The following is a 23,471-nucleotide window of genomic DNA, read 5'->3' on the forward strand; positions in this document are numbered from 1 at the left end:
GCCGGTGTTTCTGCCCGTATCGGTCGGCGCCTGCTCATCCCATCTGGGACTGCAGGTAATTCTGCAGCCCGACCTTGTCGATCAAGCCCAGTTGTTTTTCCAGCCAGTACGCATGGTCTTCCTCCGTATCGGCCAGCATCTGTTCAAGGATCTCCCTGCTCTGGTAATCCTTCTGGTCCTCGCAGAGCTTGATCGCGCTTTTCAGCGCCTTGTCGACGTCGTATTCGAGCTGCAGGTCGTTTTTGAGCATCTGCGGAACGTTCTTTCCGACCTTCAGAGCGGCGCGCTGGGTCATGTCCGGTGTTCCTTCCAGAAACAGAATGCGTTCGATCAGCGCCGCCGCATGGCCTTTTTCGTCGTCGAATTCGTGATTGATGCGTTCATACAGCTTGTTGAAGCCCCAGTCCTGATACATGCGGGAATGGATAAAATACTGATCCATGGCCGTTAACTCTCCGGCCAGCAGCTCGTTCAGGGTGTCGATGACCTTCTTGTTGCCTTTCATGCCCAACTCTCCCTACATCTGTGCCTGCAGATAGTTGCCGATGCCGACATCCCGTATCAGGGTCTGCTGGGTTTCCAGCCAGTCGACATACTCTTCCTCGTATTCGAGGATATCTTCCAGTATTTCCCGGCTGACGTAGTCACCCTTGGACTCGCAGTAGCCGATGGCCTCGCGCAGCAGGGTCAGTTGCTCCAGCTCCAGGCTCAGATCGCACTGCAGCATCTCTTCGGCGTGTTCTCCGATACGCAGCGGGTCGAGCTTCTGGAGGTTCGGCAAGCCTTCGAGGAACAGGACCCGCTCGATCACCGTATCGGCCTGCTTCATGTCCTTGATCGATTTCTTGTACTCTTTTTCATCCAGCTCTTTCAGCCCCCAGTTTTTGAACATACGGGCATGGAGAAAATACTGGTTGATGGAGGTCAGTTCTGTTGTCAGGACCTGGTTCAGGTAATCGATGATTTTTTTGTCGCCTTTCATGGGGGGCCTCCCGTGGCAACTGGGGTGAGGGTATGGTGCTTTCGCCACTAAAGCCTAGGCGGGAAATCCGAATATCTCCATAAAACCGAGGGGCGTGCGAGGTAGGGCTCTTTCGGTGGCGTCAACGCACCGGCCCGGCCTCCTGTTTCGCCACCCCGTTGTGCATTCCCTTCGGCCGGAAGCGCCCTCGCTGACCTCTCCGCTGGCTCAGGCGTAACGCCGGCCCAGTGCCACGCAGGCCACCACGGCCAGGCAGATCCAGATGGCCTGGGCCGAAACAGGCTCGCCGAGCAGCAGGGCGGCGAACCAGAGGGCGCCGAACGGCTGCAGCAGCTGCACCTGGCTGACCTGGGTCACGCCGCCCAGGGCCAGCCCCTTGTACCAGAAGAAAAAGCCCAGGAACATGCTGCAGCTGCCGAGGTAGAGAAAGCTCAGCCAGCCCGCCGGGCTGGTGAGGGCCGGCTCGGGGCGGCTCAGCCAGATCAGCGGTGTCAGCAGCGGCAACGACAGCACCAGCGCCCAGCAGATCACCTGCCAGCTACCCAGCTCCCGGGTCAGCCGTGCCCCTTCCGCATAGCCCAGACCGCACAGCACGCAGGCCAGCAACAGCCACAGATCCGCCAACTGCCAGTGGCCCTGGGCCTGCTGTCCGGCGTAGAGCAGCACCAGCGCCGTGCCTGCCAGGGCGCACAGCCAGAAGGCGGGCTTCGGCCGGTGCCGGTGCAGCCAGGCGCCGGCCAGGGCGGTGCACAGGGGCAGCAGGGCGGTGACCAGCACGCTGTGGGTGGCCGACACCGTTTCCAGAGCGAGGGAGGAGAGGATGGGAAAGCCGAACACCACCCCCGCGGCCACCACCGCCAGCCGGGCCCACTGGTGCCCGCTCGGCAGGGACTGGCGCGTGGCCGCCAGCAGCAGCAGGGCCAGTACCCCGCCCAGGCCGGCGCGGCCGGCGCCCACGAACAGCGCCGGCATTTCCTGCACCGCGATGCGGGTGGCGGGCAGGCCGGCGGAAAAGGTCATCACCCCGAGCAGGCCCCAGGCCATGCCGAGCAGGGGGCGGGTATCGAGGGAAGGCGGGCTGGTGGTCTTCATGGCGGACTCCGGTTGCTTGCTTTTGGTCAGCTTAGTCGCTTTACTACCAGACAATCAGGACACTTCTTATAAAATCGACCCGAGTGTACAGGTAGCTACGCCATGACAATTACCGCCGCCGACTGGGCCTTCGACAAGGCCGACAGCCATCCTTTCGTGGAGCAGCTGGTGCGCCACGCCACCCAGGCCATCGGGGAGGGGCGCTGGAAGCCGGGCGAGCGGCTGCCCTCCATTCGCACCCTGGCCGAGCAGATTGCAGTGAGCCGCTTCACCGTGGCCGACGCCTACGAGCGGCTGGTGGCCGCCGGCCTGGTGGTCAGCCGCCAGGGCAGCGGCGTTTACGTGGCGCGCAGCCCGCAAACCCGCCGGCTGGTGCTGGAGGTGGATGCTTCCGCCAGCGCCATGGCCCAGGAGGTGGCGCTGCTGCGCCAGGTGATGGACACCGAGCGCTTCCGCTACAAGCCCGGCAGCGGCTGCCTGCCGGCGGACTGGCTGGGGGATCAGGACATCCGCTCCGCCCTGCGCGAGCTGGCCCGGCAGCCGGCGCCGCTCACCGAATACGGCAGCGCCCAGGGCCATCCCGCCCTGCGCAGCCAGCTGGCGTTGCGGCTGGAACAGCTTAATATCCAGGCGGATCCGTCCCAGATCCTGATGACTGCCAGCGCCTCCCATGGCGTGGATTTGGTGCTGCGCGCCCTGGTGCGGCCCGGGGATCGGGTGCTGGTGGACGATCCCGGCTTCTACAACTTCCTGACCCTGTTGCGGCTGGTGGGGGCGGTGCCGGTGCCGGTGCCGCGGAGGCTGGAGGGACCGGATCTGGCGGTGTTGCGCCAGGTTCTGGCCGAGCACCAGCCGGTGCTCTACATCACCAACTCGGTGCTGAGCAATCCGGTGGGGGCCAGCGTCGGCCGCGGCCGGGCCTACAAGGTGCTGAGCCTGCTCGCCGAGCACCGCTGCTGGCTGCTGGAAGACGACATTTACGCCGACTTCGACCCCTGGCAGAGCCTGCGCTACGCCAGCCTGGCCGGCTTCGAGCGCACCCTCTACCTGGGCAGCCTGTCCAAGACCCTGTCGGCGGACTTCCGAGTCGGCTTTATCGCCGGCAACCCGGCGATGATCGCCGAGCTCACCGACATCAAGCTGATCACCGGCATGTCCACCTCCACCGCCACCGAGACCATCATGTACCGGCTGCTCACCGGCGGCCGCTACCGCCGCCACCTGGAGCAGCTGCGGCGGCGGCTGGACGAGGTGCGGGAGCCGACCCTGGCGCGTTTCGAGGCGATGGGATTCCGGGTGGAACACCGCCCGGCAGGCGGCTTCTTCTGCTGGCTGCGGCTGCCGGACGGCATCGGCGCCGGCCGGCTCACCGGCCTGGCCGCCGAGCACGACCTGCTGCTGGCGCCGGGGCGCCACTTCAGCCGCCAGCCCGAGGCGGACAGCCATATGCGCATCAATATCGCCCAGTGCCAGCACGAGGCGGTGTGGCGGGGCCTGGGTGAGGCCCTGGAGCTGGCCGCTCAGTCCGCGGCCAGTTGAGCCCGCACCAGTTCGCGCAGGCGGCGGTCCCGGTTTTCCGGGTGCTCCCGGACGCAGGTGGTGCAGTAACGACCGCCCTGGGTGGTGTAGAAGCGACAGCAGCCGGCGCGGGTGCGGAAGCTGCGCCGGGCCGGTTCGCGCCCGGGGTGGTCCGGGTCCGGCAAGACGATGTCGACGAAGCCGGTCTTGCGGTTGTACAGCGGGGAGTCGGGCTCCTTGAGCACGGCCAGGGCGAGGGCCCTGGCCCGCTCCTCGCAGCCGAGCTGCTGGCCCGCGTGCAGAAAGGCCAGTGCCACCGAGTCCGCCACCAGGCACCAGAGGCCCCGCTCGGGCAGGCCGCAGCGCCGGTGCAGCAGGCTCACCAATGGGGCCATATGAGTCTCGATCCCGTGCTGCAGCCGCCGTTCCGTCTCTTCCCCGGCGTCGGCCGGGTAGCCGGCGGCAAAGCGCAGCAGCAGGCGGCGGGCGGTGCCTTCCTGGCCTTCATGCCGCCATTGGTACTCCTCCATTTTCAGCGCCAGCTGCGCCGGGCCGAACCCGGGCAGCCGCCCGCCCAGCAACAGCAGCCCGGCCAGGGGCAGGGCCAGGTACCAGGCGTAGCGGCCGAGCAGGAAAGAGCAGCGGGTCTTGAGATCGGTATCGGGGTAATGGCTGCCCTCGTGCTCCAGCCAGGCCTCCAGCAGCGCCGATCCAGGCGTCATCAGCGCCCCGGCCGGGGTCCAGTCCGGGCCGGCGGCGCCGCACGACCAGCCGCTTTCCCCCAGCCGGGCCGACAGCTCGGCCAGCTCCTCGGCCAGGGAAGGGAATGCCAGGGGGATCCGGAGGGAAGCGCTTGCCTGCATGGGGTCCTCGTCGGGAAATAAGGTGGCCGGAATAGGGCCAGAATTTATCAAAGAATATTAACGAGAATTATTTTTATTTCAATGCCGGGATCGCGGTCGACACCTGATGGGCCTGGGCGTCGTCATGGTCCCGTATTCGTTTAGAGGCCGGTAGCATCGCAGGCAGCCGTCACATTGCCGCAGAGAACAAAGATAGGGCGACCGGTTTCCGCAACGTCAACATCAAGAGTAAAAAGTTCCCTGGTTTTATTGCAATCAAGATAAATATATAAAATAATAAGCAAATAAAAATTATTATCATTTGAGTTGGTGTTGTGCTTATTATGCGAAGGAACCGCTTTTTTACCGCCATGGCATGCAGGCATGGTCACCATCGGCCGTCAGGCCAGCCGAAGTTCTAGCCACCAAGAAGGACAGGCCGGAGAGGAAGAAGGTCGCTCTTCGCCTGCCCATGGATGTCGGCCTTCAGCACAGAGCAAGGATTATATGAGCAAGATGAACAAGGTGTCGCCGGTGCTGGCGATGATGGTGGCGGCCCCGCTGGCGGTGGACGCCCAGGCCCAGGCGGCGCAGCCCTATGAACTGGATACGGTGGTGGTCAGCGCCACCCGCCAGGGGATGGAGGCGAGCGAGCTGGCCCATGCGGTAACGGTGATCGACCGCGAGCAGATGGACACCCAGTTGCAAACCGCCCGTAGCCTGGGAGAAGTGCTGGCGAAGACGGTGCCGGGCATGGCGCCGGCCAGCCAGACCCTGACCAACTTCAACCAGACCCTGCGCGGGCGCAACCTGCTGGTGCTGATCGACGGTATTCCGCAGAACACCAGCCGCAACGTCAGCCGCGACCTGATGAACATCGATCCCGCCAATATCGAACGCATCGAGGTGCTGCGCGGCGGCAGCGCCGTCTACGGCAGCGGCGCCGCCGGTGGCGTGGTCAATATCATCACCCGGCGCAGCCGGCACGAAGCCGTGACCAGGCTGGGGGTACAGAGCTCCCTGTCCCGGGTGACGGGGGACGGCCTGGGCTATCGCGGCGAACAGTCCCTGGGCGGCGGCAACGAGACCGTCGATTACGGTTTCAACGTGGCCTGGGAGCACCAGGGCGCGGCCTTCGACGGCAATGGCTCTCGCATCGCGCCCGAGCCCAGCCAGGGCGACCTGTCGGATACCGACAGCCTCAGCCTGGCCGGCAAGGTCAGCTGGCATCTCGACGCCGGCACCCTGACCCTGTCCGCCAATCATCTCGACGCCAAACAGGACACCGACTATGCCTCGGATCCGGCGGTCAATGCCGCGGCGCCGGGAGATGCCCGGGCCCGGGCCATTTCCGGGCTGCAACTGGACGAGCAAAACCGCACCCGCAACAGCTTCGTGAACCTGGCCTGGAATGCCGACCAGACCCCGCTGGGGGTGGTGGACGCCCAGCTGTACTACCGCGACTACCATGCCCGCTTCACCCCCTTCGATGCCCGCAACATCGCTACCTGGGGGCAGCTGGTGCAGACCTACCTGGACAGCGAAACCCTCGGCAGCCGGCTGACCATCAACTCGGCGCTGAACGACAACACCCTGCTGCGCTGGGGGCTGGATCTGAGTCGGGAGAAATCGGAAATGCCGGTGACCACCTATGACGGCACGGCCTTCGACAACAGCGGCGGCCTGGTCTTTGTCGATACCGGGGATCGGCTGTTCATGCCGCCGCTGACCCAGCGCAATATCGGTGCCTTCGCCCAGCTGGAGTACGACTTCAGCGAGCGCCTGCGCGGTGAAGCCGGTACCCGCTACGAGCATGCCAAAGCCTCCTTCGACGACTTCACCACCCTGGGGCTGGGCAACGACATCAAGGGCGGCGACGTCAGCTTCGACGATTTCCTGTTCAATGCCGGCCTGGTGTACAGCCTGACCGACAGCATGGAGCTCTACGGCAACTTCTCCCAGGGCTTCGAATTGCCGGATCTGGGGCTGCAATTGCGCATCGCCCCCGCCGGCTTCAACGTGAACGACTCCCAGCTCAAGCCGATCAAGACCGACAACTACGAGCTGGGCTGGCGGGGCGACTGGGGCTATACCCAGGGCAGCCTGGCCCTGTTCTACAGCACCTCGGATCTGGGCCCGGTGGTGATTCAGGACTTCGCCTTTGCCCAGAGCCGGGCGAAAGAGCGGATCTACGGGGTGGAAGCGACCCTGGATCACTGGCTCAACGAACAGTGGCAACTGGGTGGCCTGCTGACCTGGATGGAAGGCGAAAGCTACAACGAGGCAGCCCAGGAATGGAAGGCGCTCAACGGCTATCGTATCCCGCCGCTGCAGGTGCGCGCCTATGTGGAGTACCACCCCCATGATCAGTGGTTGCACCGGTTGCAGGCCAACTACAGCGGCTCCCGGGACGACGCCTTCAAGGATCAGGTGGGCTTCGGCAGCCGCCAGGTCGACAGCTATACCACCCTGGATTACAGCACTCGCTACGACCTGGGCCGGCACGGCTTCAACCTGGGCGTGGAAAACCTGCTGAACAAGGATTACTACCACGTCTATGGCCAGTTGCTGCGGGACGGCAAGAACACCAGCCATATCCCCGCCAGCGGCGCGACCCTGAAGCTGGGCTACCAGTACCGGTGGTAACATGGCTCTTCCTGCCGCTGCTGGTGCTGTTGCACCCGCCGGCCTGGGGCGAAAAGGCGGCCGGGTGCCGCCTTTTGTCGCATGCCATGGGCGAGAGCTGCGTGCCCGCACAACCCCGGCGGGTGGCGGTGCTGGATACCGGCGAGCTGGACATGGCCCTGGCGCTGGGAGTGACGCCCATCGCCGCCACGACCCCCTATCAGGTCGGGCAGTTCCCCGCCTACCTGGCGCAGGCGGCATCGCCGGCGTCGCTGGGGGTGGTACAGGAGCCGGATCTGGAACGGCTGATGCAACTGCAGCCCGATCTGGTCCTGGGCAGCCGGCTGCGCCATGGCCGGCTCTATCCCCTGCTGTCCGGCATGGCGCCCACCGTGTTCAGCGAGAACGTCGGCGCCAGCTGGGCGGAGAACTTTCTCCTTTTTGCCAGGGCCCTTGGCCGCGAGCCGCAAGCGGAGCGGCGGCTCGCGGCCATCGATGCCCGCTGCCGGCGCATCGCCGCCCTCCATGCCCGCAAGGGCCATCCCACCCTGTCGCTGGTGCGCTCCATGCAGACCCACGTCCGGCTGTACCTGCGCGACTCCTTCGTCGGCAGCCTGCTGGCGCATTGCGGGCTGGACCGGCCTGCGTCCCAGGCGGGGGGCGGCTTCGCCCGGCAACTGGCGTCGCCGCGCCATATCAAGGCCCTGGACGGCGACATCATACTGCTGAGCGAGTACGCCCCCGAGAAGGGGTCGCTGATCCGGCGCTGGCGGGATTCCGCCTTCTGGCCGCTGCTCGGCGGGCGGCTCTACGAGGTGGACGACGGCTACTGGATGCTGGGCATAGGTCCGCTGGCGGCGGAAAAGGTGCTGGTGGATCTGGAGCGGATTATCGATGACTACTCGCCCCGTTAGCCCCTGGCGGCGTTGGCTGCCGCTGGCCGTGTTGCTGCTGTTGCCGCTGGCCCTGCTGCTCGGCGGGGATAACCTGGCCGGGCCCGGCTGGCGCTGGCTGTTGGGTGGCGGCGAGGCGATGCCGCCCGTCGACTACCTGGTGCTGACCGAACTGCGGTTGCCCCGGCTGCTGGCGGCCCTGCTGATCGGCGCGGCCCTGGGTACCGCCGGTTGCCTGCTGCAGCGGCTGACCCACAACCCCCTGGCCAGCCCCGGCCTGCTCGGGCTGAACCAGGGCGCGGCCCTGGGGCTGGTGTGCCTGCTGATCTCGCCCTTGCCCTTTACCCTGTGGCATGCCTGCCTGGCGGCCCTGGGCGGGGCCGCCTTGGCCATGGTGCTGGTGTTCGGCGTGGTCAGGCTGGCCACCGGCCGGCTGGCGGCCGACAGCCTGTTGCTGTTCGGCGCTCTGCTCAGCACCCTGCTCGGCGGCCTGGGAACCATGCTGCTGCTGCTGGATCAGCACGCGCTGGACGTGATCCGCTTCTGGCTGGCGGGCTCCCTGTCGCTGGTGGTGCCGGCCCAGCTTCCCCCCCTGGCCGCCCTGGTTTTTCCCGCCCTGCTGCTGGCGCTGCTCTGCGGCCGGCCGCTGGAAATACTGGAAACCGGGGGCGACACCGCCCGCAGCCTGGGACTGAACCCGGTGCTGGTGCTGCTGGCGGTGTCGGCCGTGGTGCTGCTGCTGACGGCGGCTTCGGTGGCGGTGAGCGGCCCTATCCTGTTCGTGGGCCTGGTGGTGCCGCACATGGCCCGCTTCTGGCTGGGCGAGCGGTTGCACCGGCAACTGATCGGCAGCATGGTGCTGGGCGCCGGCCTGCTGGCGGCGGCGGATGGCCTGGTGCTGGCCGTTGATGAACAGGACCGGCTGCCGCCGGGCATGGCGCTGGCCCTGCTGGGGGTGCCCTGGTTCCTGTGGCTGGTACGACGGAGGTACCTCGAGCGGTGAAACGACATCTGAGTCATTACGGTTATCTGTGGTTGCTGCCGCCGGTGCTGGCCTGGTGCCTGCTCAACGGCAGCGTCGACACCCTGTCGCTGCTGCTGGCGCCGGAGCATCGCAGCCTGACGCTGCAACTGATCGGCGAGCTGCGCCTGCCTCGGGTACTGACCGCGGCGCTGGTGGGAGCCGGGCTCGGGCTGGCGGGGCTGCTGCTGCAGACCCTGTCCCGCAACCCGCTGGCCGATCCCGGCATCATCGGTATCAACCAGGGGGCGGCGTTGGCGGTGGTGCTGGCGTTGCTGCTGATACCCGGCCTTTCCCCCCAGTGGCTGCCGTTGCTCGGGCTGCTGGGCGGCCTGGCCAGCACGGCCCTGCTGTGGTGGCTGAGCCGGGGCACGGCGGCGGTGGCGCTGATCCTGATGGGAATCGGCTTGAGCAGCCTGCTGAGCGCCCTGATCGGCTGCCTGCTGATCCTGGCCGACAGCCAGCAGATCGCCATGGTGATGACCTGGCTGGCGGGCAGCTTCGCCGGCAGCCACGGCGACACGGCGCTTACCACCCTGGGCTGGGCGGCGCTGTTGCTGCCCGCCGGCTGGCTGCTGTGCCGGCAACTGGCGCCGCTGCTGCTCGATCCCCTGAGCAGCCGCATGCTGGGCACCCCCGTCACCCTGCTGGAAAGCCTGTGCCTACTGCTGGCCTGCGCCCTGAGCGCCATGGCGGTGGCGGCGGCCGGTACCCTCGGCTTCGTCGGCCTGCTGGCGCCCCACCTCGCCCGGGCCCTGCATCCGCCCCAGCCCGGCAAACTGGCGCTGCCGGTGATGGGCTACGGCGCCCTGCTGACCCTGCTGGCCGACTGGCTCGGCCGGAGCCTGTTCGCGCCGGTGCAACTGCCGGCCGGCCTGCTGCTGGCCTTGCTGGGGGTACCGGTGTTTGTGCTGTTGCTGCTCTGGCAACAACGTTTGCGAGGAAAATAAGAGATGAACGAGGATGCCATCAGGGCCGAGGGCCTGAGCGTCGGCTACCGTGGCCAGCTGCTGATCGAGCGGCAGGACGTGGCGATACCGGCGGGCTGCATCACGGTGCTGCTGGGGGCCAACGGTTGCGGCAAGTCGACCCTGCTCAAGACCCTGGCCGGGTTGCAGCCCGCCCGGGAAGGGCGCATCCGGATCGGGCAAGAGGAGCTCGCCGCCATCCCGGGGCGCCGGCTGGCCCGCCGGCTGGCGTTTTTGCCCCAGCATCCCGCCGCGCCCGATACCCTGACGGTAGCGGAGCTGGTGATGATGGGCCGTTACCCTTACCGCCGGCCCCTGTTGCCGCCGGCTCCGGCGGACCATGGGGCGGTGGCCGAGGCGCTGCGGCAGACGGACATGGCGCCCCTGGCGGAGCGCCGCCTTTCCGCCCTCTCCGGCGGACAGCGGCAGCGGGCCTGGCTGGCCATGGTGCTGGCCCAGCAGACCGACATCCTGATGCTGGACGAGCCGACCAGCTACCTGGATCTCAGCCACCAGTACGAGCTGCTCAACCTGCTCCGGCGACTGAACCGGGAGCAGGACAAGACCCTGGTGCTGGTGCTGCACGATCTGAACCAGGCCTTCGAGTTCGCCGACCACCTCATCTACATGAAGCAGGGCCGGCTGGTCGCCGAAGGCTCGCCGGCGCAGACCGCCACCCCCGAACTGGTCGACGCCATCTTCGGCCTGCACTGCGACATCCGGCCCCATCCCCAGGCCGGCTGCCCGCTGCTGATCCCCCTGGCGGGGTGCCGCTAGCCGCGTTGCAGCGGCAAGCAAAGGGCGAAGGCTCCGTTTACCGGCGGGCAACCCGGGTGCACCGGGTTGCCTGTTTTTGCTGCACTCAGCCCCTGAGCAGGCTCAAGGAGATATTGCAGGTGGGCAGGGGGCCATAAAAGACATGCCTGGTGCTCTTGGGGGGAAACAAGCGCCCCTGGAGGGAAAACTCCCGTACCAGCAGGGGGGTGACCTGCATCGAGGGGTGGGTGCTGATGAAATCCACCTCGTGGTAGTCCAGCAATAGGCAGGGGATACGCTTCAACCGCAGGCGTAACGCCGCCGTTCTCCGGTGATGGCCATCCATGATGGACAGGCTGTCCTTGTCCAGGGTCAGGGGGATGCGCCAGATTTTTTCGTCCGCTATTTTGTTGACCAGCCAGTCGACCTGCTCGGCATAGACCTCCTCGTTGGGACGAATGGCGTCGATGTCGACCAGGGTTATCGGCTTTGCACAAAGCATGATCAGTGTTCCTCGGTAAAAAACAGTTGCCCGTTGCGGTGGTAAATGCGCGCGGGATGCGGGTGGCTCAGGAAGTCGTGATGCGAAATGTGCCAGCCATAGGCCCCCGCCTGTTCGAACAGGACGAGATCCGCCACACGCAGTTGCTCGACCTCGACCCGGCGGGCGAGCACATCCTTGGGGGTGCACAGCTCCCCGCACAGGGTGATGTTCTGCCGGGTCACGCCGGGGCGGGGACAGGGCCATGGCCATGACTCGGTCGGCAATACCTGGAAGGGATGGTTGTGTTGCCAGGAGGAAGGCAGGCGGAACTGGTGGCTGCCGCCGCGAAGAATGGCGAAATGTTCGTCGTGGCTGCGCTTGATGTCCGTCACTTCGGTCACGTAGCAGCCGCATGTTGCCGTGACGAAACGTCCGCATTCCATCGCCAGGCTGAAGGCGATGTCACCGCTCTCCAGCAGCATTGCCAGCCCGCGGCAGTAGTGCGGCCAGTCGAATTGACGGCCGTCGGGGGCGTAGTCGATGCCGATGCCGCCGCCGATATTGAGGACTTCGACCGGCAGGCCATACCGTCGCTGCCAGGACAGGGTCAGCTCGATATAGCGGCGGACCAGCATCAGGTGGCTGTGGGCATCCAGGTTGTTGGATATCGCATGGAAATGGAAACCGACACAGCGGAGCTGTGAATACCGGCCCAGGTTGTCCAGAATTTCCTCGATCTCGTGCTGATCGATGCCGAACTGGGTGGGCTTGCCGGCCATCTGCAGGGTGGCGTCGGGCAGGGTGAAGCGGGGATTGACCCGCAGCAACACCTTCACCGTTTTTCCCGCCCTGGCGGCCAGGGTATTCAGCCGGACCAGTTGTAGGTAGCTCTCGATATGGTAGAGCTCGACATCCGCGGCCAGGGCGCCTTCCAGTTCCGGCCCGGTCTTGCCCGGACCACCGAAGGCGATGGGGCTGGCGGGCGCGGCGCGGCGGGCCTTGTGGACCTCTCCCAGCGAGGCGACTTCAAAACCATGGATGTGCGGGGCCAGGGTCTGCAGCACGGGAGTGTCGGAGTTGGCCTTGATGGCGTAGTAGAAGCGGACGTTATCCGGAAGTTCGCCGACGATCGATTCGATTCGCTGCTCAAGGTGATCGAGATCGTAATAATAGGCGCAGGCCGGCGCGTCCTGCCCCGCCAGGTGGCGCCGGAGTGGTTCGATGGAAAAAGGCAGGGTCATGATATTTCCTTGTGGGTTTGAAGATGAGCCTGGTGAGCCCGGCGCATGATGCCCCTGTCGTCACCGAGCACGAACATGGAGACGCCTTGCCGCCGCCAGTGCCGGATGGCTTGCGGGTCGCGCGGCAAGGCACAGAATGCCTTGCCGGCCGACCGGGTGATGGCGTACATCCGCTCGATGGTCGCGCGCACCTCGGGGTGTTGGGTTTGCCAGTGCAATCCCAGGGACTGGGACAGATCCGCCGCCCCTTCCAGGACGACGTCGACGCCATCGACCCCGGCGATGGCTGCAAGATGGTCGAGCCCTTGCCGGCTTTCGATCATCACCACCACCAGGGTGTCGGCTGCCGCCCCCCGGGTGTATGCCGCCAGGTCGTCGGCGCCGTAACGGCTGGCCCTGGTCGAGTTCAGTCCCCTCTGCCCTCGCGGGGCATAGTGGCAGAGCTCGACGGCCTGCCTTGCCTGGTCTGCATCCTCGACGCGGGCAAAGACGATGCCCGCCGCCCCGGCGTCGAGCAGGGGCAGCACCAGGTGCGGTGCCCGGAGCGGCACCCGTACCAGGACATCCAGGCGCTGCGCCCGTGCCGCCAGCAGCATCGTTTCCAGCTGTTCGGGGCTGATCAGGGTGTGTTCCAGATCGATGATGACGAAGTCGTACCCTGCCACCGCCAGTTGCTCCAATGCGACGGCAGAGGGGATGGAGCAGAACAGGCCGAAACATGCCTCGCCGGCAAAGAGGCGGCTCTTGAGGGAACTAGTGGCCATGATGGTGCTCCTCCTCGCAGAGCGGATTGGCGACCGGCATCACCCGCAGCCGGACTTCCGGCAGGAAACGGCGGCTGGCCAGTTGCTCGACATCGATACGGTCGGCAAAGAAGTCGAACAGCCGGAAACGCGGGGCGAGATCCGGCTGGTCCGACTGGTATTGCCGTACCACACGCCTTGCCAGGGCCCAGAACTCCTGCTCGGCAAAGTGGTAGTGCTGGGCCAGAAACCAGGCCAGTTCGGCAAGGTTGACGAAGCACAGGGCGTCCTGGGTGAAGTCCCGTAACTCGTTGGCGTCGTCCGTTTCCAGAAACGAGTTCGGATTCACCCGGGCGTGGGCCTGTGGCGCGTCGGTGAGCTCGGGAAGTTGGACGGCATCGTGGAGCAATGATTTGCTGTAACGCACGCCGTCGTGGAAATCCTTCAGCGCCACCCTGACCGGCATGCCCTGCTCATGCACCAGCAGCATATTCTGGGCATGGGACTCCAGCGCCGTGCCGTGATACCAGAGCATGTGCATGACCGGCAGATAAACACGTTCGAGCAGGGCGGTCAGCCAGGCGCCGATGCCGTATTGCCGGATCCAGGGATCGATAAGCGGTCGTTGGTCGATGTCGAGCTGCACCAGGGCGGTCACCGGGGTGGCCGACTGCCGCTCCGACAGATGGCGGTAGACGCTTTCACGCCAGATGCAGGCGAGCGCGCCGTACTGCTTTTGCAGCGGGGCGGGAGGCGTGATGCCGATGCCGGCGATCTCGCGCAGTATGATGGGCTTTCTGTCCTCCGGCAGGCGATCGTCGGTCTGCACCAGGTGCCACAGCCAATCGCTGATCCTGGCGGCATTGCTGACGGTATGGGGCGCGAGCACCCGGGATGTGGATGTATTCAGCAGGCTCATGGCCAGTTTCAGCGAGGGTGCACCCAGGTCGCTGATGTCGGACAGGGTCCGGATGGACTGCTGTGGCAGGTAGGCCGGGCCGGTGACATCCAGCTTGATGATCCTGCCCTGGGTGAGCATGTCCTGGTAAAAAACCCGGATGATCTTGCGCCACTGCCAGGGATGAACGGCAAGCAGTACCATGTCTTCCGGTTTGTTGCCCGCGGCGCGGATCTGGCGGTGAATGGCGCCGTATTCCTCGCATGAGAAATGCCGGCGGTACAGGGCCTCCAGGCTGGTGGAGCGGCTGACTCCCAGATGGGCCAGTGCTCTGTCGACGGCCAGCCAGACGAGGGGGAAGCCGGCCGACAGCTCCGGGCCGTAGCGCTTGTTTTCATCCAGATCGAAACCCACCCGGGACTTGAAGCTGGGGTGGTACAGGTGGCCGTTGTTGATGCGCGCCTCCTGCTCGAAATAAGGCAGCTCGCGCAGGGGCGTGACGGTGCTGTGCTGCAGCGTCTGGGCATGCTTGGCCAGGGTCTCCGTGAGTTCCTGGTGGAATTGCTGCCAGCGTTCGGCATCGGCCTCCACTATCCGGCCGATATCCGCCATGAGTTGCCTGAGTGACACCGGGCCGGCCTGCCCGGATTCCCACCGCTGCACGGAGCCTGGCCGGATCCGGACCCGGGAAAAGCTGGTGCTGATCCTGGCCTGGCACCGGTAGCTCAGGGTCGCCGACACGGGAATGAGCAACCCGTCCTGTTCATGCCGGCAGGGGAGGGCCTGCTCGTACAACAGGGCTTCGAGCAGCTGCTGGACGACACGCTGCTCCGCCTGCCGGTAGGCGGTGGCATCATCCGTTTCGGCCAGGGGGGTGAGGTCACGGTAACGATAGGCACTGAGGGGGTTGGGAATATTGACCCAGGCGGGGCTCTCTCCTGTGCCGTTAAAGGTGCTCAGCATGTTGGCTTTTGCCGGCAGAGACCGGGCCTGCAGCAATTCCTGGGCGTAGCTTTGGGCCCGGCCACCGAGGTTCGCGTCGGCCAGTGCCTGCCCGGTCGTCTGCCAGAGCCGGGCCTCACTGACCGGAAACGACCTGGCCAGGGCGCCGATCAGGTGGGCGATGTGGTTGACCACGAGATAGTACTTGAAGCGGAACCAGGCTTCGTCGGCGGAGTACCATACCGAGCTTTCCGGGCCGACGGCGGTGCAGCGTGGCGCCAGCATGGAGTCGCTGGCGACGCTCACCCCCTCCATGTCGCGCACCACGAGCTGGACGGGGGTGCCCTGGCGAAACCGCATCAGGCTGTTCTGCAGGTGGGCTTCGAGGCTGATCCCGGTGGTGGCAAACAACTTCAGGGCCGGCAGCAGCGAGACGTTGGTATATTGGCGCCACCAGTCGGCGACGAATGCAGCGGTGATGTCTTTACCGGCGAGCCCGGCGGCTTGTCGCACATAATGGCCCAGCGGCAGCGCTCCGGTCATCGGGCACTCCTCCACCAGGCTTCCCAGGATCCGGGTCTGCTCGAGAGCTTCATCATCCAGGCCGGCCCGGTAAATGATGCCGAAAGCAGCCTCCAGCCCCGCCAGCTCCAGGGTCTGGGCGGCCAGCTCGGGCAACAGGCGCAGGGCGTCGTCGGTTTCCTCCGGCGTCAGTTGGTGCAGCAGGCGGCTGGCATCGATCGCCCGTATCATCTGCTCGGGTGGATTGTTGCGGATGAAATTGGTGATGCGTACATCCAGGGAAAGCTTGAGGAACAGCCTGCTTTCCGGCATCCATACGGTACGGACCGAAGAGGTCGGCCAGACCACCTGTCCCAATGGGCCGAGCGAAATAATGAGCTCCTGTTCGAGCTTTTGACGGACTGCGGGTTGCTCCAGCAGAAAATTGGCCTGCCAGGGATGACAGGGGACAAGTTGGTACTGGCCCGCCCTGGTTCCCAGTAGCCTGGCCGCCTCCTGGCGCGCCGCCGGATCGAGCAGTTGGGAGACATCGGCACCGCTGGACAGGGTCCGCACCAGCGCCGGCGCCACGGCGAAGTAGTGGAGCCTGAACGAAGCGCCCAGTTCGGGGCTGTAGCGTTTCATGTCTTCTTCCGAAAACCCCATGCTGGCCTTCGAGGTGACATGGAAGGGATGCCCGAGCAGCATGCCCTGTTCCGCGGCGGTGAAGTCCTCGGTTACCGACAATACCGCGACCTTTTCTTTTCGGGTATTCAGGAAAAAGCCGGACTTTTCGACGCTGTTGCACATCTTTTCGTACAGGTTGACGGCCTGTTGCCGCTGCTCGGCCCCTTGGCCGGCATTCAGGGCCAACTGCTCGCAGATAAGCCTCAGCAAGGGCCGGATCTCGTCCAGCGTCTCGGCCAGACTGGCTCCGTTTTGCTGCAGCAGGAAGGTGGCGCCGTAGCGGTGATAACCGGTCAGGGAAAGGTGGCTGATGGTGCCGTACAGGATCTTGTCCGAGGCGGTAAAGTGATAGGCAAAGCCGAGCTCGCCATCGTTCATCGCCAGTTGATCGGCATAAGGGTTGTCCTGGTATGAAACCAGATGCCGATGGATATCGAGGCCGGTCTCTCGGAAAAAGGTGTTCAGGTATTGTTCGAACAGTTTGTGGTGCCAACGGCTGTCCATTGTTGACGTCATGGTCTGGTTGCCTCTGTACAGGTTGAATAAGCGGGGTGTTTGTTGGTGAGCAACAGGAGGCCGGCGGCAATAAAAAGAGCCGCGCTGGCCGCCATGGCGCCACTGGCGTGAAAGAACGGATAGACGGCCGCCACCGTTAGTGGCCCTATCAGCTGTCCCGAGACCAGGGCGCTGTTGGCGGTTCCGATCGCCTGTCCCTGGTGGCGGGGATGGACCCGGTTGCTGACGATATAAACGACCGTTTGGGTGAGGGCGGCCAGGCAGAAGCCCTGCACCAGCCGAAGCAGGGCGAGCTGCCATAGGCTGTCCGCATACAGCATGACCAGGATGGCGCTGCCGCATCCGGCCGAGGCCATGATAAAGCTGCCCCGGGCACTGCCCCGGTCGTTACGCTTCCCCCAGTAGCTGCCGGCCAGGAAAGTCGCGGCCCAGGCCAGTGCATGGAGTCCTCCCGTGAGGGTGGCGGCGGGAAAGCGCGGGTCGCCGAGCTCGCTGACATAGAGGGCAAAGCAGGTGACCAGGGCAAAGGCGCCGCCTTGGGCCAGCGCCCCCGCCGCCAGCCAGGACAAGGTGGGCCACCGGCAGAACCAGCGTTTGCGCAACGGCGGCTCGGGTTGGTCCCGATGGCAGGAACGGGGCGAGGCGTCATGAAGACAAAGCGCGGCGGCAACGAGGGCGACGCAGGTCATGGCCGCGGTCATATTGAGCAAGAGTTCCATTCCCCAGCGGTCCATGAACAGCCCCCCGAGCAGGGGACCGCTCAGGCAAGCCAGTGCCATGGCGCTTTGCAAGCGTCCCAGCAGCATGCCCTTGCCGGAAGGTTCCGCCATATGGGCGGTATAGGCCGTGATGACGAGGGATATGCCGCAAAAGCCAAGCAGCAGCCGGGCGGCAAGAAACTGGGCCAGGGTGCCGGCGAAGGACATCAGCAGCAGCGACACGCAGAACCCGCCCAAGGCCAGGAACAGGATGGGGCGGTATCCCCAGCGGTCGGCCAGGCGCCCGAGCAAGGGCGCCGACAGCACGCCGCCGATGGCGGGAGCGGCCAGGGCGATACCGGACCAGAGCATCGCGGTGCTCATGTCGTCCGCCAGTTTTTCCAGATACAACGGCATAACCGGGATCAGCACCATGACCCCGAAGGTCGCCAGGAACTGGCAGCACAAGAGGACATGGATAGCGCTAGGATGCTTCATGCATGGGTTCCGCCGTCGGGGGCCGGGGTGCGGGGAGCGGCAACAGGGGGTTGCGGATACTTCCCATGGCGCTCGGCATGCCTGTCGAGGCGCCGGGCCGCGTCAACAGGGGGCCGAGAACCTGCTTGAACGGCCAGGCCTTTGCGTTCAGCAGGCTGTCGGACAGGATACGCCCGAGCTCCTCGTCCTGCAGGGCTGCCGCGTAATCTTCGATACAGGTCCGTACCCAGCGCCAGAAGTCCGCTTCGGTCCTGTTGCTGTGCCGGAGTGCGGCCAAGGCGATAGGGTACAGGTTGACCTGCAGTCCCAGTGTCGTGAAATAGGCGAGCAGTTCCTCCATCGAGGCCAGCACCAGCGAATTGGGCGTCGTCCAGTCGATCTGATAATCCGGCAGCGGCAATCCCAACCGGGTGAGCCGGGCGGGGCAGATGCGGAGGGTGTCATGATCCCGGAGAACAAAGCCGTGCAACTGCCGGTGTTGATAGCGTGCAAGTACGTTCTGGCCATGGCACTCCGGCATCACGCCGTGACACCACAGGTTCAGGAAGGTGTTGATAAAACAGCGGCTCAGGTCCTGGAGGGCCTGCCAGGGGTCGGCATCTCCATCCAGGAGCCGCCGCCAGACCGGCTCGTGCGGATAACTCAACGCCGACATGGCGAGCAGGCGGCTTGACGGGGCCTGGTCGAACGGCGGCAGAAAACGGATCTGGCAACCCAGGAGGCCCGGATTCCTGACCAGCACCTGTTCCCGTCCGGCAACCCACCAGTGGTGCTCGTCACACAGGGTGATGGCCGAGGTCAGGGCACTGTCCCGCTCCAGGATCTGCGTCAGCAGGCGGCAAGCCTCATCGCCATTGACCAGGTAGCGGGGCGGCATGGAACGGATAGCCCCCAGGGTGCTTGCGCTGGTGGAAAGCTTGATATGCATCCTTTCGTTCCGGGCACTCGCCAGGGTGCGCAGGGAGGAAGTGGGAGAGCCGGTCGCGGTGGTGAAGATCAGATCCACGGCGCCGAAAGTATTGCTTTCCGACAACAGGAGCCGATGCTGGGTGGGGAGCAGGGGCAAGGCGACGTAACCGGGCGCCAGGTGCCGAAGGCGGACACTCAGCGCCGCCTGCTCCGCTTCACTCAGCAGCAGCTCGGCCGGCTGCCGGGACTGTTTGCTCAACAGGCTGCCGGGGGGCAGGGCCCACCAGTGAAGCCGTGGCGAATCGGTGACCAGCCGGGCGAGCGCGCCTTTCGCGTGAGCAAAGGGATGGAAGGGGCGATCGGCCATCATGGCGAAGCATTCGCTGGCCGCCAGGGGCGAGGTGGCGGCATCGCGGGCCGATGGGAGTCGGGCGGGCAGGTGCTCGAGAAAATCGAAGCACTCCTGCCACCATTGCACCGCCCGTTCCCGGCCCGCCTCGGGCCACCAGGACGCCTGCACCAGATAGGGCATGACCTCCCGGGGGGATATCCGGCATCGCGTACCCTGCCTTTCGTCTTGCAGGCGGACATCGTCATCCTGTACCCGATAGGGCCTCAGCCCCTCTTGCATCCGGCAAGAGAAGCCAAGACTCATCGCATCGTCGAGCCGGACGGACAGCACGGCGCCGGAAAAGCGCAGGCTGTCGCAAAAACCGTCGACGTTCTCCATGTAAAGCGCATCGACCAGCTTTTGCAGTTGGTCCGTATAGAGTTGCCGTAACATAAGCGTTTCCTAGAACAAGGGCAGTTCGGTACCCGCGTTTTTGCTTTCCGCCGCCTGATAGAACCAACGGGCGCAGACAATGTCGTCGATGGCCATGCCCATGGGGTTGAGCAGTATGATTTCATCATCGCTGTGCCGGCCCGTTACCTGACCGAGGACGATCTCGCCCAGCTCGGCATGCAGCTGTTCACGGCTGAACAATCCCTCTTCGACCAACTGGTTGATCACTTTTTTCTCGCGGTTTGATTGATCCCAGTCGTCGACGATGACTTTGTCCGCTTTCAGGAAAACATCCCGCTCTATATCCATGATCGAGATATTGGAAATAAAGCAGCCTTTTTTTATCCATTCGAAGGGGATATAGGGTTTGTCGGAAACGGTGCAGGTCACCAGTACATCGGCCTGTTCCACCGCGGAACGGGCCGAGTCATGAATGACAAAGCCGACTTTCGGGTATTTGGCGGCAAACTGGCTGATCAGGTTGTCGGCGGCGGCCTTATTGATATCGAACAGATGTACGGTGTTAATCTGCTCATATTGTTCGAGCAGCGTCTTCACCTGCATTTGTGCTATGGGGCCGCATCCGATGATGGAGATATCGGAGAAACCGCTTCTGGCCAGATACTTTGTCGCCACCCCGGTAATAGCGGCGGTACGCATGGCGCTGATCAGGCTGCCTTCCATTATCGCCACCGGGTAGTTCGTTTGCGCGTCGTTCAGGATAATGAGGGCGCTGGCGCGTGGTAGATGGAAACGGCCGGGGTTGTGCTGCCTGGAGCCGATCCACTTGATGCCGGCGATCGGATTATTCCCGCCCAGGTAGCAGGGCATGGCGATGATGCGATCGGCAATATGGTCGGCACCCGGCCAGCGTAGATAGGGTTTCAATGGCTGAATGAAATGCCCCCCGGCGTGAAGTTTCAATCCTTCCTCTATCGCTTCGATAAAGGCGTTGCTGTGGTCTGCGCCCAGGCCGAGCAGATCCGATTGGCTGAGGTAGCGGAGTTTGACGTGGTGCATGAACATGTTTCCTTTTTATTAGGCAATCTTTCTTTGGAGAGGAGGGGTGTTATCAAAATGACGCTGTCTGACCATATCGAACCAGTCTTCGTCGTAAACCAGATCGAGGTAGCGCTCGCCACGGTCCGGCAACAGGGTCAGGACGCACTTGCCGTCGGGGATGTCGGGCAGCAGCTTGCCGATGGCGGAAACCGACGAACCGCTGGATCCGCCGGCGAGGATCCCTTCTTTTACAAGCAGTTCCCTGCAGCCCAGGGCTGATTCGTAATCGTCGACATAGATGACGCTGTCCACTTCTTCGGGAGACAACAACTCGGGGACGCGGCTCGCCCCTATTCCCGGTATTTCCCTTGGAGAGGACTTTCCGCCAAAGAGGACGGAGCCGACGATATCGACGGCGATGACTTTCATGGCCGGGAAATGCTCCCTGAGACGGCGGGAGACCCCCATCAAGGTTCCGGATGTACTCGCCCCTATCACCAGATAGTCAATATCCCGGTCTGTCTGTCTTAGAATTTCATCCGCTTCCCCATGATAATGGCTGCGCCAGTTGTCGGGGTTGGCATACTGATTTACCCAGACCGAGTTGGGGATTGACAGCAGCAGTTGTTTGACGGTGTTGATCCGGGTAAGCAGATAGCCATCGTTTTGATCTTTTTCTGTCACCGAGACGATATTGGCGCCATACAGCCTGAGCATTTTCAAATTGGTGGGGGATATCTTGGGATCCACCACGGCGGTGAAGGGCAATCCTTTCAGTTTGCAGGTCATGGCGAGGGCAATAGCCAGGTTGCCGGAGGAGCTTTCGATGATATGGCTGCCGCTGTTAATGGTGCCGGCCTGAATGCCGGCCTCGAGCATATACTTGGCCGGTCTGTCCTTGATGCTGCCGCCGGGATTCATCATTTCCATTTTCGCCAATACGCTGACCCCCTCCCGAGGGAAAAGCCGCGACAGGCTGACGAGCGGAGTATTACCTACACAGTCCGTAATGTTTTTGCAGATCATCGTTGAGCCTCCTGAAAAGTGGCTCTCATAGTACACAAATGATAATCACTATCAACATCATTTTCATTGTGTTTTAGTTATTGCGACAGGAATCTTCGCCATTGAAGAGAAGAAAGGCATGAGCGGCTGTTTGCTTAAGTGGCTGTTCCGAATAGTAGATCACTACCGGCAGCGACTGGGTCCCGCTAAGCAGACCCTCCGTGCCAGGGGGCGAGCTTGCTCGCCGTGACGAGCATTTCGGCCTGACCGAACATCCAGTGAATGTTCGCAGCAGGTCGAAACCGCGAGTGTCACACCTTATACGGCGTGTCTCAGTCGATGTAGCACTATTAGGATTGGTTATTTAACGCCGTTTAGTGGAGGAGAAAGAGTATTTCCCGGCGGCTAAAGCGCCGGCTATGGGAGCAAGTAGCGGGAGGATACAGGCTGGCCACCTGCCGCCTTGCCGGGCAGCCGGATGGCCAGGAATAAATTGCTTGCGCTCAGCCGGCCTGCCAGCCGCCGCCGAGGGCCTTGACCAGATCCAGGCTGGCGTCGAGCCGGCCCTGGCGCAGGATGGCCAGCTGCTCTTCGGCGCCGAACAGGGTGCGCTGGGCGTCGAGCAGCGACAGCAGTTCCTCGGCCCCTTCCCGGTAGCGGATTTCGGTCAGGCGCAGGGTTTCCCGCGCCTCGGTGACGATCAACCGCTGCTGCACTTCCTGCTCCCGGGTCAGCACCAAGTTGCCGAGGGCGTCCTCCACTTCCTTCAGGGCGGTGAGGATGGCCTTGCGGTAGTTTTCCACCAGCTCGCGCCGGCGCGCCTCGTTCAGCGCCACCTGGCTGCGCAGCCGGCCGCCGTCGAACAGGGTCTGCGACAGCGCCGCCGCCAGGCTCAGGCTGTGGCCGGGGTCGGCCAGCGACAGCAGCGCGGAGCTGGCCAGGCCGCCGCTGCCGCTGAGCTGCACCGAGGGCAGCAGGGCGGCGCGGGCGGCCGCCACGTTGGCCTCGGCGGCGGTCAGCTGGGCCTCGGCGGCGGCCAGGTCCGGGCGCCGGCCCAGCAGTTCACTGGGCAGTCCCGCCGCCGGCTCGGGAACCGACAACCGGGCCAGGGCTTCCGGCGCCAGCCGGTACCCCTGGGGCGGCCGGCCCAGCAGGATGGCCAGGGCCGATTCGGTCTGGCGCAGCTGCTCGCGCAGGGGCAGCAGGGTAGCCTCCTGGCTCAGCACGGCAGTACGCTGGCGGTGGACGTCGCTCACCACGGCGGCGCCGTTGCGGTACTTGGCCTCGACGATGGCGAGGTTGTCCCTGGCGATGGCCAGGTTCGCCTCGTTGATGCGGATTCGCTCGTCGAGCGCCAGCAGCTGGAACCAGGCACTGGCCACGCCGCTGGTCAGGGTTAGCCGGGCGGTGTCGAGATCGTGGCGGCTGACGGCCAGGCCGGCATCCGCCGCCCGCCGCTCGGCCCCGAGCCGGCCCCACAGATCCAGCTCGTAGCTGATGCCCAGGCTGGCGCGGCTGCTCTCGCCGGCGCCGTTGTCGGACCAGCTGCGATCGCTGCCGCCGCTCAGGGCGAGGGCGGGGAACAGCGAGGCGCCGGCGCTCTGCACCTGGGCCTCGGCCTGGCGGATCCGCTCGGCGGCGATGCGCAGGTCCGGACTGGCCGTCAGCGCCTCCTCGATCAGCCGGTCGAGGGTGGGGGAGCCGAAGTCCCGCCACCAGCCGGGGCCGACCTCATCGGTCCCGGCGGGGGTGTTCCACTGGCCGGCCAGGGCGAGTTCCGGGCGCTCCGGCGGGGTGGTCTGGGCGCAGCCGGCCAGGGTCAGGGGCAGCAGCAGGGCAAACAGGGAAAAGGGTAAGCGAGTCATG

Annotated in this window: 20 protein-coding genes; 6 read left to right on the forward strand and 14 right to left on the reverse strand. The window is 64.7% G+C overall.

Annotation, left to right across the window (positions count from 1 at the left end):
* Positions 1-34 precede the first annotated feature (34 nt).
* The 3 genes from bfr (C7H85_RS15950) to C7H85_RS15960 form a co-directional block, all read right to left on the reverse strand.
* Positions 35-505: a bacterioferritin gene (gene bfr / locus C7H85_RS15950; RefSeq protein ID WP_106730692.1), complete on the reverse strand. Its 471-nt coding sequence runs from the start codon at positions 503-505 to the stop codon at positions 35-37.
* 12 nt (positions 506-517) lie between these two features.
* The gene (gene bfr / locus C7H85_RS15955; RefSeq protein WP_106730693.1) at positions 518-982 is read right to left on the reverse strand and encodes a bacterioferritin; all 465 of its coding nucleotides are present in this window, start codon (positions 980-982) and stop codon (positions 518-520) included.
* A gap of 207 nt (positions 983-1,189) precedes the next feature.
* Positions 1,190-2,074, reverse strand: a complete 885-nt coding sequence (locus tag C7H85_RS15960; RefSeq protein WP_106730694.1) for a DMT family transporter — start codon at positions 2,072-2,074, stop codon at positions 1,190-1,192.
* A 102-nt stretch (positions 2,075-2,176) separates the two neighbouring features.
* Here C7H85_RS15960 and C7H85_RS15965 point away from each other — a divergent pair, with 102 nt between their 5' ends.
* Positions 2,177-3,613: an aminotransferase-like domain-containing protein gene (locus C7H85_RS15965; protein ID WP_106730695.1), complete on the forward strand. Its 1,437-nt coding sequence runs from the start codon at positions 2,177-2,179 to the stop codon at positions 3,611-3,613.
* Here C7H85_RS15965 and C7H85_RS20275 read toward each other — a convergent pair.
* Both C7H85_RS20275 and C7H85_RS19625 read right to left on the reverse strand, forming a co-directional pair.
* Entirely contained in the window at positions 3,595-4,455 is an 861-nt protein-coding gene (locus C7H85_RS20275) for a ferric iron reductase (protein ID WP_106730696.1), read from the reverse strand. The genes C7H85_RS15965 and C7H85_RS20275 overlap by 19 nt on opposite strands.
* A 140-nt stretch (positions 4,456-4,595) precedes the next feature.
* On the reverse strand, positions 4,596-4,829 hold the full coding sequence (locus tag C7H85_RS19625; protein ID WP_146140469.1) for a hypothetical protein: 234 nt from the start codon (positions 4,827-4,829) through the stop codon (positions 4,596-4,598).
* A gap of 112 nt (positions 4,830-4,941) precedes the next feature.
* Between C7H85_RS19625 and C7H85_RS15975 the strand changes: the two genes are divergently transcribed.
* Genes C7H85_RS15975 through C7H85_RS15995 form a run of 5 tightly spaced genes read left to right on the forward strand, consistent with a single transcriptional unit; the run spans position 4,942 to position 10,718 of the window.
* A complete protein-coding gene (locus tag C7H85_RS15975) occupies positions 4,942-7,080 on the forward strand; it encodes a TonB-dependent receptor (protein WP_158260107.1) in 2,139 nt (712 codons plus the stop codon).
* Positions 7,074-7,973 (forward strand): ABC transporter substrate-binding protein, encoded by a 900-nt coding sequence (locus C7H85_RS15980; protein ID WP_106730698.1) that lies wholly within the window; start codon positions 7,074-7,076, stop codon positions 7,971-7,973. Before C7H85_RS15975 ends, C7H85_RS15980 begins: the two co-directional genes overlap by 7 nt.
* Entirely contained in the window at positions 7,954-8,955 is a 1,002-nt protein-coding gene (locus C7H85_RS15985) for a FecCD family ABC transporter permease (RefSeq protein WP_106730699.1), read from the forward strand. The genes C7H85_RS15980 and C7H85_RS15985 overlap by 20 nt, the downstream gene beginning before the upstream one ends.
* On the forward strand, positions 8,952-9,923 hold the full coding sequence (locus C7H85_RS15990) for a FecCD family ABC transporter permease (protein ID WP_158260108.1): 972 nt from the start codon (positions 8,952-8,954) through the stop codon (positions 9,921-9,923). The genes C7H85_RS15985 and C7H85_RS15990 overlap by 4 nt, the downstream gene beginning before the upstream one ends.
* Positions 9,924-9,926: 3 nt before the next feature.
* A complete protein-coding gene (locus tag C7H85_RS15995) occupies positions 9,927-10,718 on the forward strand; it encodes an ABC transporter ATP-binding protein (protein ID WP_106730701.1) in 792 nt (263 codons plus the stop codon).
* Positions 10,719-10,803: 85 nt separating this feature from the next.
* Here the strand turns inward: C7H85_RS15995 and C7H85_RS16000 are convergent, their stop codons facing one another.
* The 9 genes from C7H85_RS16000 to C7H85_RS16040 form a co-directional block, all read right to left on the reverse strand.
* Positions 10,804-11,199: a ParB N-terminal domain-containing protein gene (locus C7H85_RS16000; RefSeq protein ID WP_106730702.1), complete on the reverse strand. Its 396-nt coding sequence runs from the start codon at positions 11,197-11,199 to the stop codon at positions 10,804-10,806.
* A gap of 2 nt (positions 11,200-11,201) precedes the next feature.
* Positions 11,202-12,422, reverse strand: coding sequence for a type III PLP-dependent enzyme (locus tag C7H85_RS16005; protein ID WP_106730703.1), 1,221 nt, complete (start codon positions 12,420-12,422; stop codon positions 11,202-11,204).
* On the reverse strand, positions 12,419-13,186 hold the full coding sequence (locus tag C7H85_RS16010; protein ID WP_106730704.1) for an HpcH/HpaI aldolase family protein: 768 nt from the start codon (positions 13,184-13,186) through the stop codon (positions 12,419-12,421). The genes C7H85_RS16005 and C7H85_RS16010 overlap by 4 nt, the downstream gene beginning before the upstream one ends.
* Positions 13,176-16,709, reverse strand: a complete 3,534-nt coding sequence (locus tag C7H85_RS16015; RefSeq protein ID WP_106730705.1) for an IucA/IucC family protein — start codon at positions 16,707-16,709, stop codon at positions 13,176-13,178. The genes C7H85_RS16010 and C7H85_RS16015 overlap by 11 nt, the downstream gene beginning before the upstream one ends.
* Positions 16,706-17,905 (reverse strand): MFS transporter, encoded by a 1,200-nt coding sequence (locus tag C7H85_RS16020; RefSeq protein WP_106730706.1) that lies wholly within the window; start codon positions 17,903-17,905, stop codon positions 16,706-16,708. Before C7H85_RS16020 ends, C7H85_RS16015 begins: the two co-directional genes overlap by 4 nt.
* Positions 17,892-19,598: an IucA/IucC family protein gene (locus C7H85_RS16025; protein ID WP_106730707.1), complete on the reverse strand. Its 1,707-nt coding sequence runs from the start codon at positions 19,596-19,598 to the stop codon at positions 17,892-17,894. The genes C7H85_RS16020 and C7H85_RS16025 overlap by 14 nt, the downstream gene beginning before the upstream one ends.
* Positions 19,599-19,607: 9 nt before the next feature.
* Positions 19,608-20,618 (reverse strand): 2,3-diaminopropionate biosynthesis protein SbnB, encoded by a 1,011-nt coding sequence (sbnB, locus tag C7H85_RS16030; RefSeq protein ID WP_106730796.1) that lies wholly within the window; start codon positions 20,616-20,618, stop codon positions 19,608-19,610.
* Between the two features lie 18 nt (positions 20,619-20,636).
* On the reverse strand, positions 20,637-21,626 hold the full coding sequence (gene sbnA / locus C7H85_RS16035) for a 2,3-diaminopropionate biosynthesis protein SbnA (RefSeq protein ID WP_106730708.1): 990 nt from the start codon (positions 21,624-21,626) through the stop codon (positions 20,637-20,639).
* 482 nt (positions 21,627-22,108) lie between these two features.
* Complete coding sequence (locus C7H85_RS16040; RefSeq protein ID WP_106730797.1) at positions 22,109-23,470, reverse strand: efflux transporter outer membrane subunit; 1,362 nt, start codon at positions 23,468-23,470, stop codon at positions 22,109-22,111.
* Position 23,471: the final 1 nt, after the last annotated feature.

Origin of the sequence: Zobellella endophytica, assembly GCF_003012775.1 — a bacterium.
Lineage (GTDB): Bacteria > Pseudomonadota > Gammaproteobacteria > Enterobacterales > Aeromonadaceae > Oceanimonas > Oceanimonas endophytica.

Excerpts from the sequence above, each read along its gene's own strand:
- bfr (WP_106730692.1), bottom strand. The coding sequence starts at position 505 with ATGAAAGGCAACAAGAAGGTCATCGACACCCTGAACGAGCTGCTGGCC.
- bfr (WP_106730693.1), bottom strand. The coding sequence starts at position 982 with ATGAAAGGCGACAAAAAAATCATCGATTACCTGAACCAGGTCCTGACA.
- C7H85_RS15960 (WP_106730694.1), bottom strand. The coding sequence starts at position 2,074 with ATGAAGACCACCAGCCCGCCTTCCCTCGATACCCGCCCCCTGCTCGGC.
- C7H85_RS15965 (WP_106730695.1), top strand. The coding sequence starts at position 2,177 with ATGACAATTACCGCCGCCGACTGGGCCTTCGACAAGGCCGACAGCCAT.
- C7H85_RS20275 (WP_106730696.1), bottom strand. The coding sequence starts at position 4,455 with ATGCAGGCAAGCGCTTCCCTCCGGATCCCCCTGGCATTCCCTTCCCTG.
- C7H85_RS19625 (WP_146140469.1), bottom strand. The coding sequence starts at position 4,829 with ATGGTGACCATGCCTGCATGCCATGGCGGTAAAAAAGCGGTTCCTTCG.
- C7H85_RS15975 (WP_158260107.1), top strand. The coding sequence starts at position 4,942 with ATGAGCAAGATGAACAAGGTGTCGCCGGTGCTGGCGATGATGGTGGCG.
- C7H85_RS15985 (WP_106730699.1), top strand. The coding sequence starts at position 7,954 with ATGACTACTCGCCCCGTTAGCCCCTGGCGGCGTTGGCTGCCGCTGGCC.
- C7H85_RS15995 (WP_106730701.1), top strand. The coding sequence starts at position 9,927 with ATGAACGAGGATGCCATCAGGGCCGAGGGCCTGAGCGTCGGCTACCGT.
- C7H85_RS16000 (WP_106730702.1), bottom strand. The coding sequence starts at position 11,199 with ATGCTTTGTGCAAAGCCGATAACCCTGGTCGACATCGACGCCATTCGT.
- C7H85_RS16005 (WP_106730703.1), bottom strand. The coding sequence starts at position 12,422 with ATGACCCTGCCTTTTTCCATCGAACCACTCCGGCGCCACCTGGCGGGG.
- C7H85_RS16010 (WP_106730704.1), bottom strand. The coding sequence starts at position 13,186 with ATGGCCACTAGTTCCCTCAAGAGCCGCCTCTTTGCCGGCGAGGCATGT.
- C7H85_RS16015 (WP_106730705.1), bottom strand. The coding sequence starts at position 16,709 with ATGACGTCAACAATGGACAGCCGTTGGCACCACAAACTGTTCGAACAA.
- C7H85_RS16020 (WP_106730706.1), bottom strand. The coding sequence starts at position 17,905 with ATGAAGCATCCTAGCGCTATCCATGTCCTCTTGTGCTGCCAGTTCCTG.
- C7H85_RS16025 (WP_106730707.1), bottom strand. The coding sequence starts at position 19,598 with ATGTTACGGCAACTCTATACGGACCAACTGCAAAAGCTGGTCGATGCG.
- sbnB (WP_106730796.1), bottom strand. The coding sequence starts at position 20,618 with ATGCACCACGTCAAACTCCGCTACCTCAGCCAATCGGATCTGCTCGGC.
- sbnA (WP_106730708.1), bottom strand. The coding sequence starts at position 21,626 with ATGATCTGCAAAAACATTACGGACTGTGTAGGTAATACTCCGCTCGTC.
- C7H85_RS16040 (WP_106730797.1), bottom strand. The coding sequence starts at position 23,470 with ATGACTCGCTTACCCTTTTCCCTGTTTGCCCTGCTGCTGCCCCTGACC.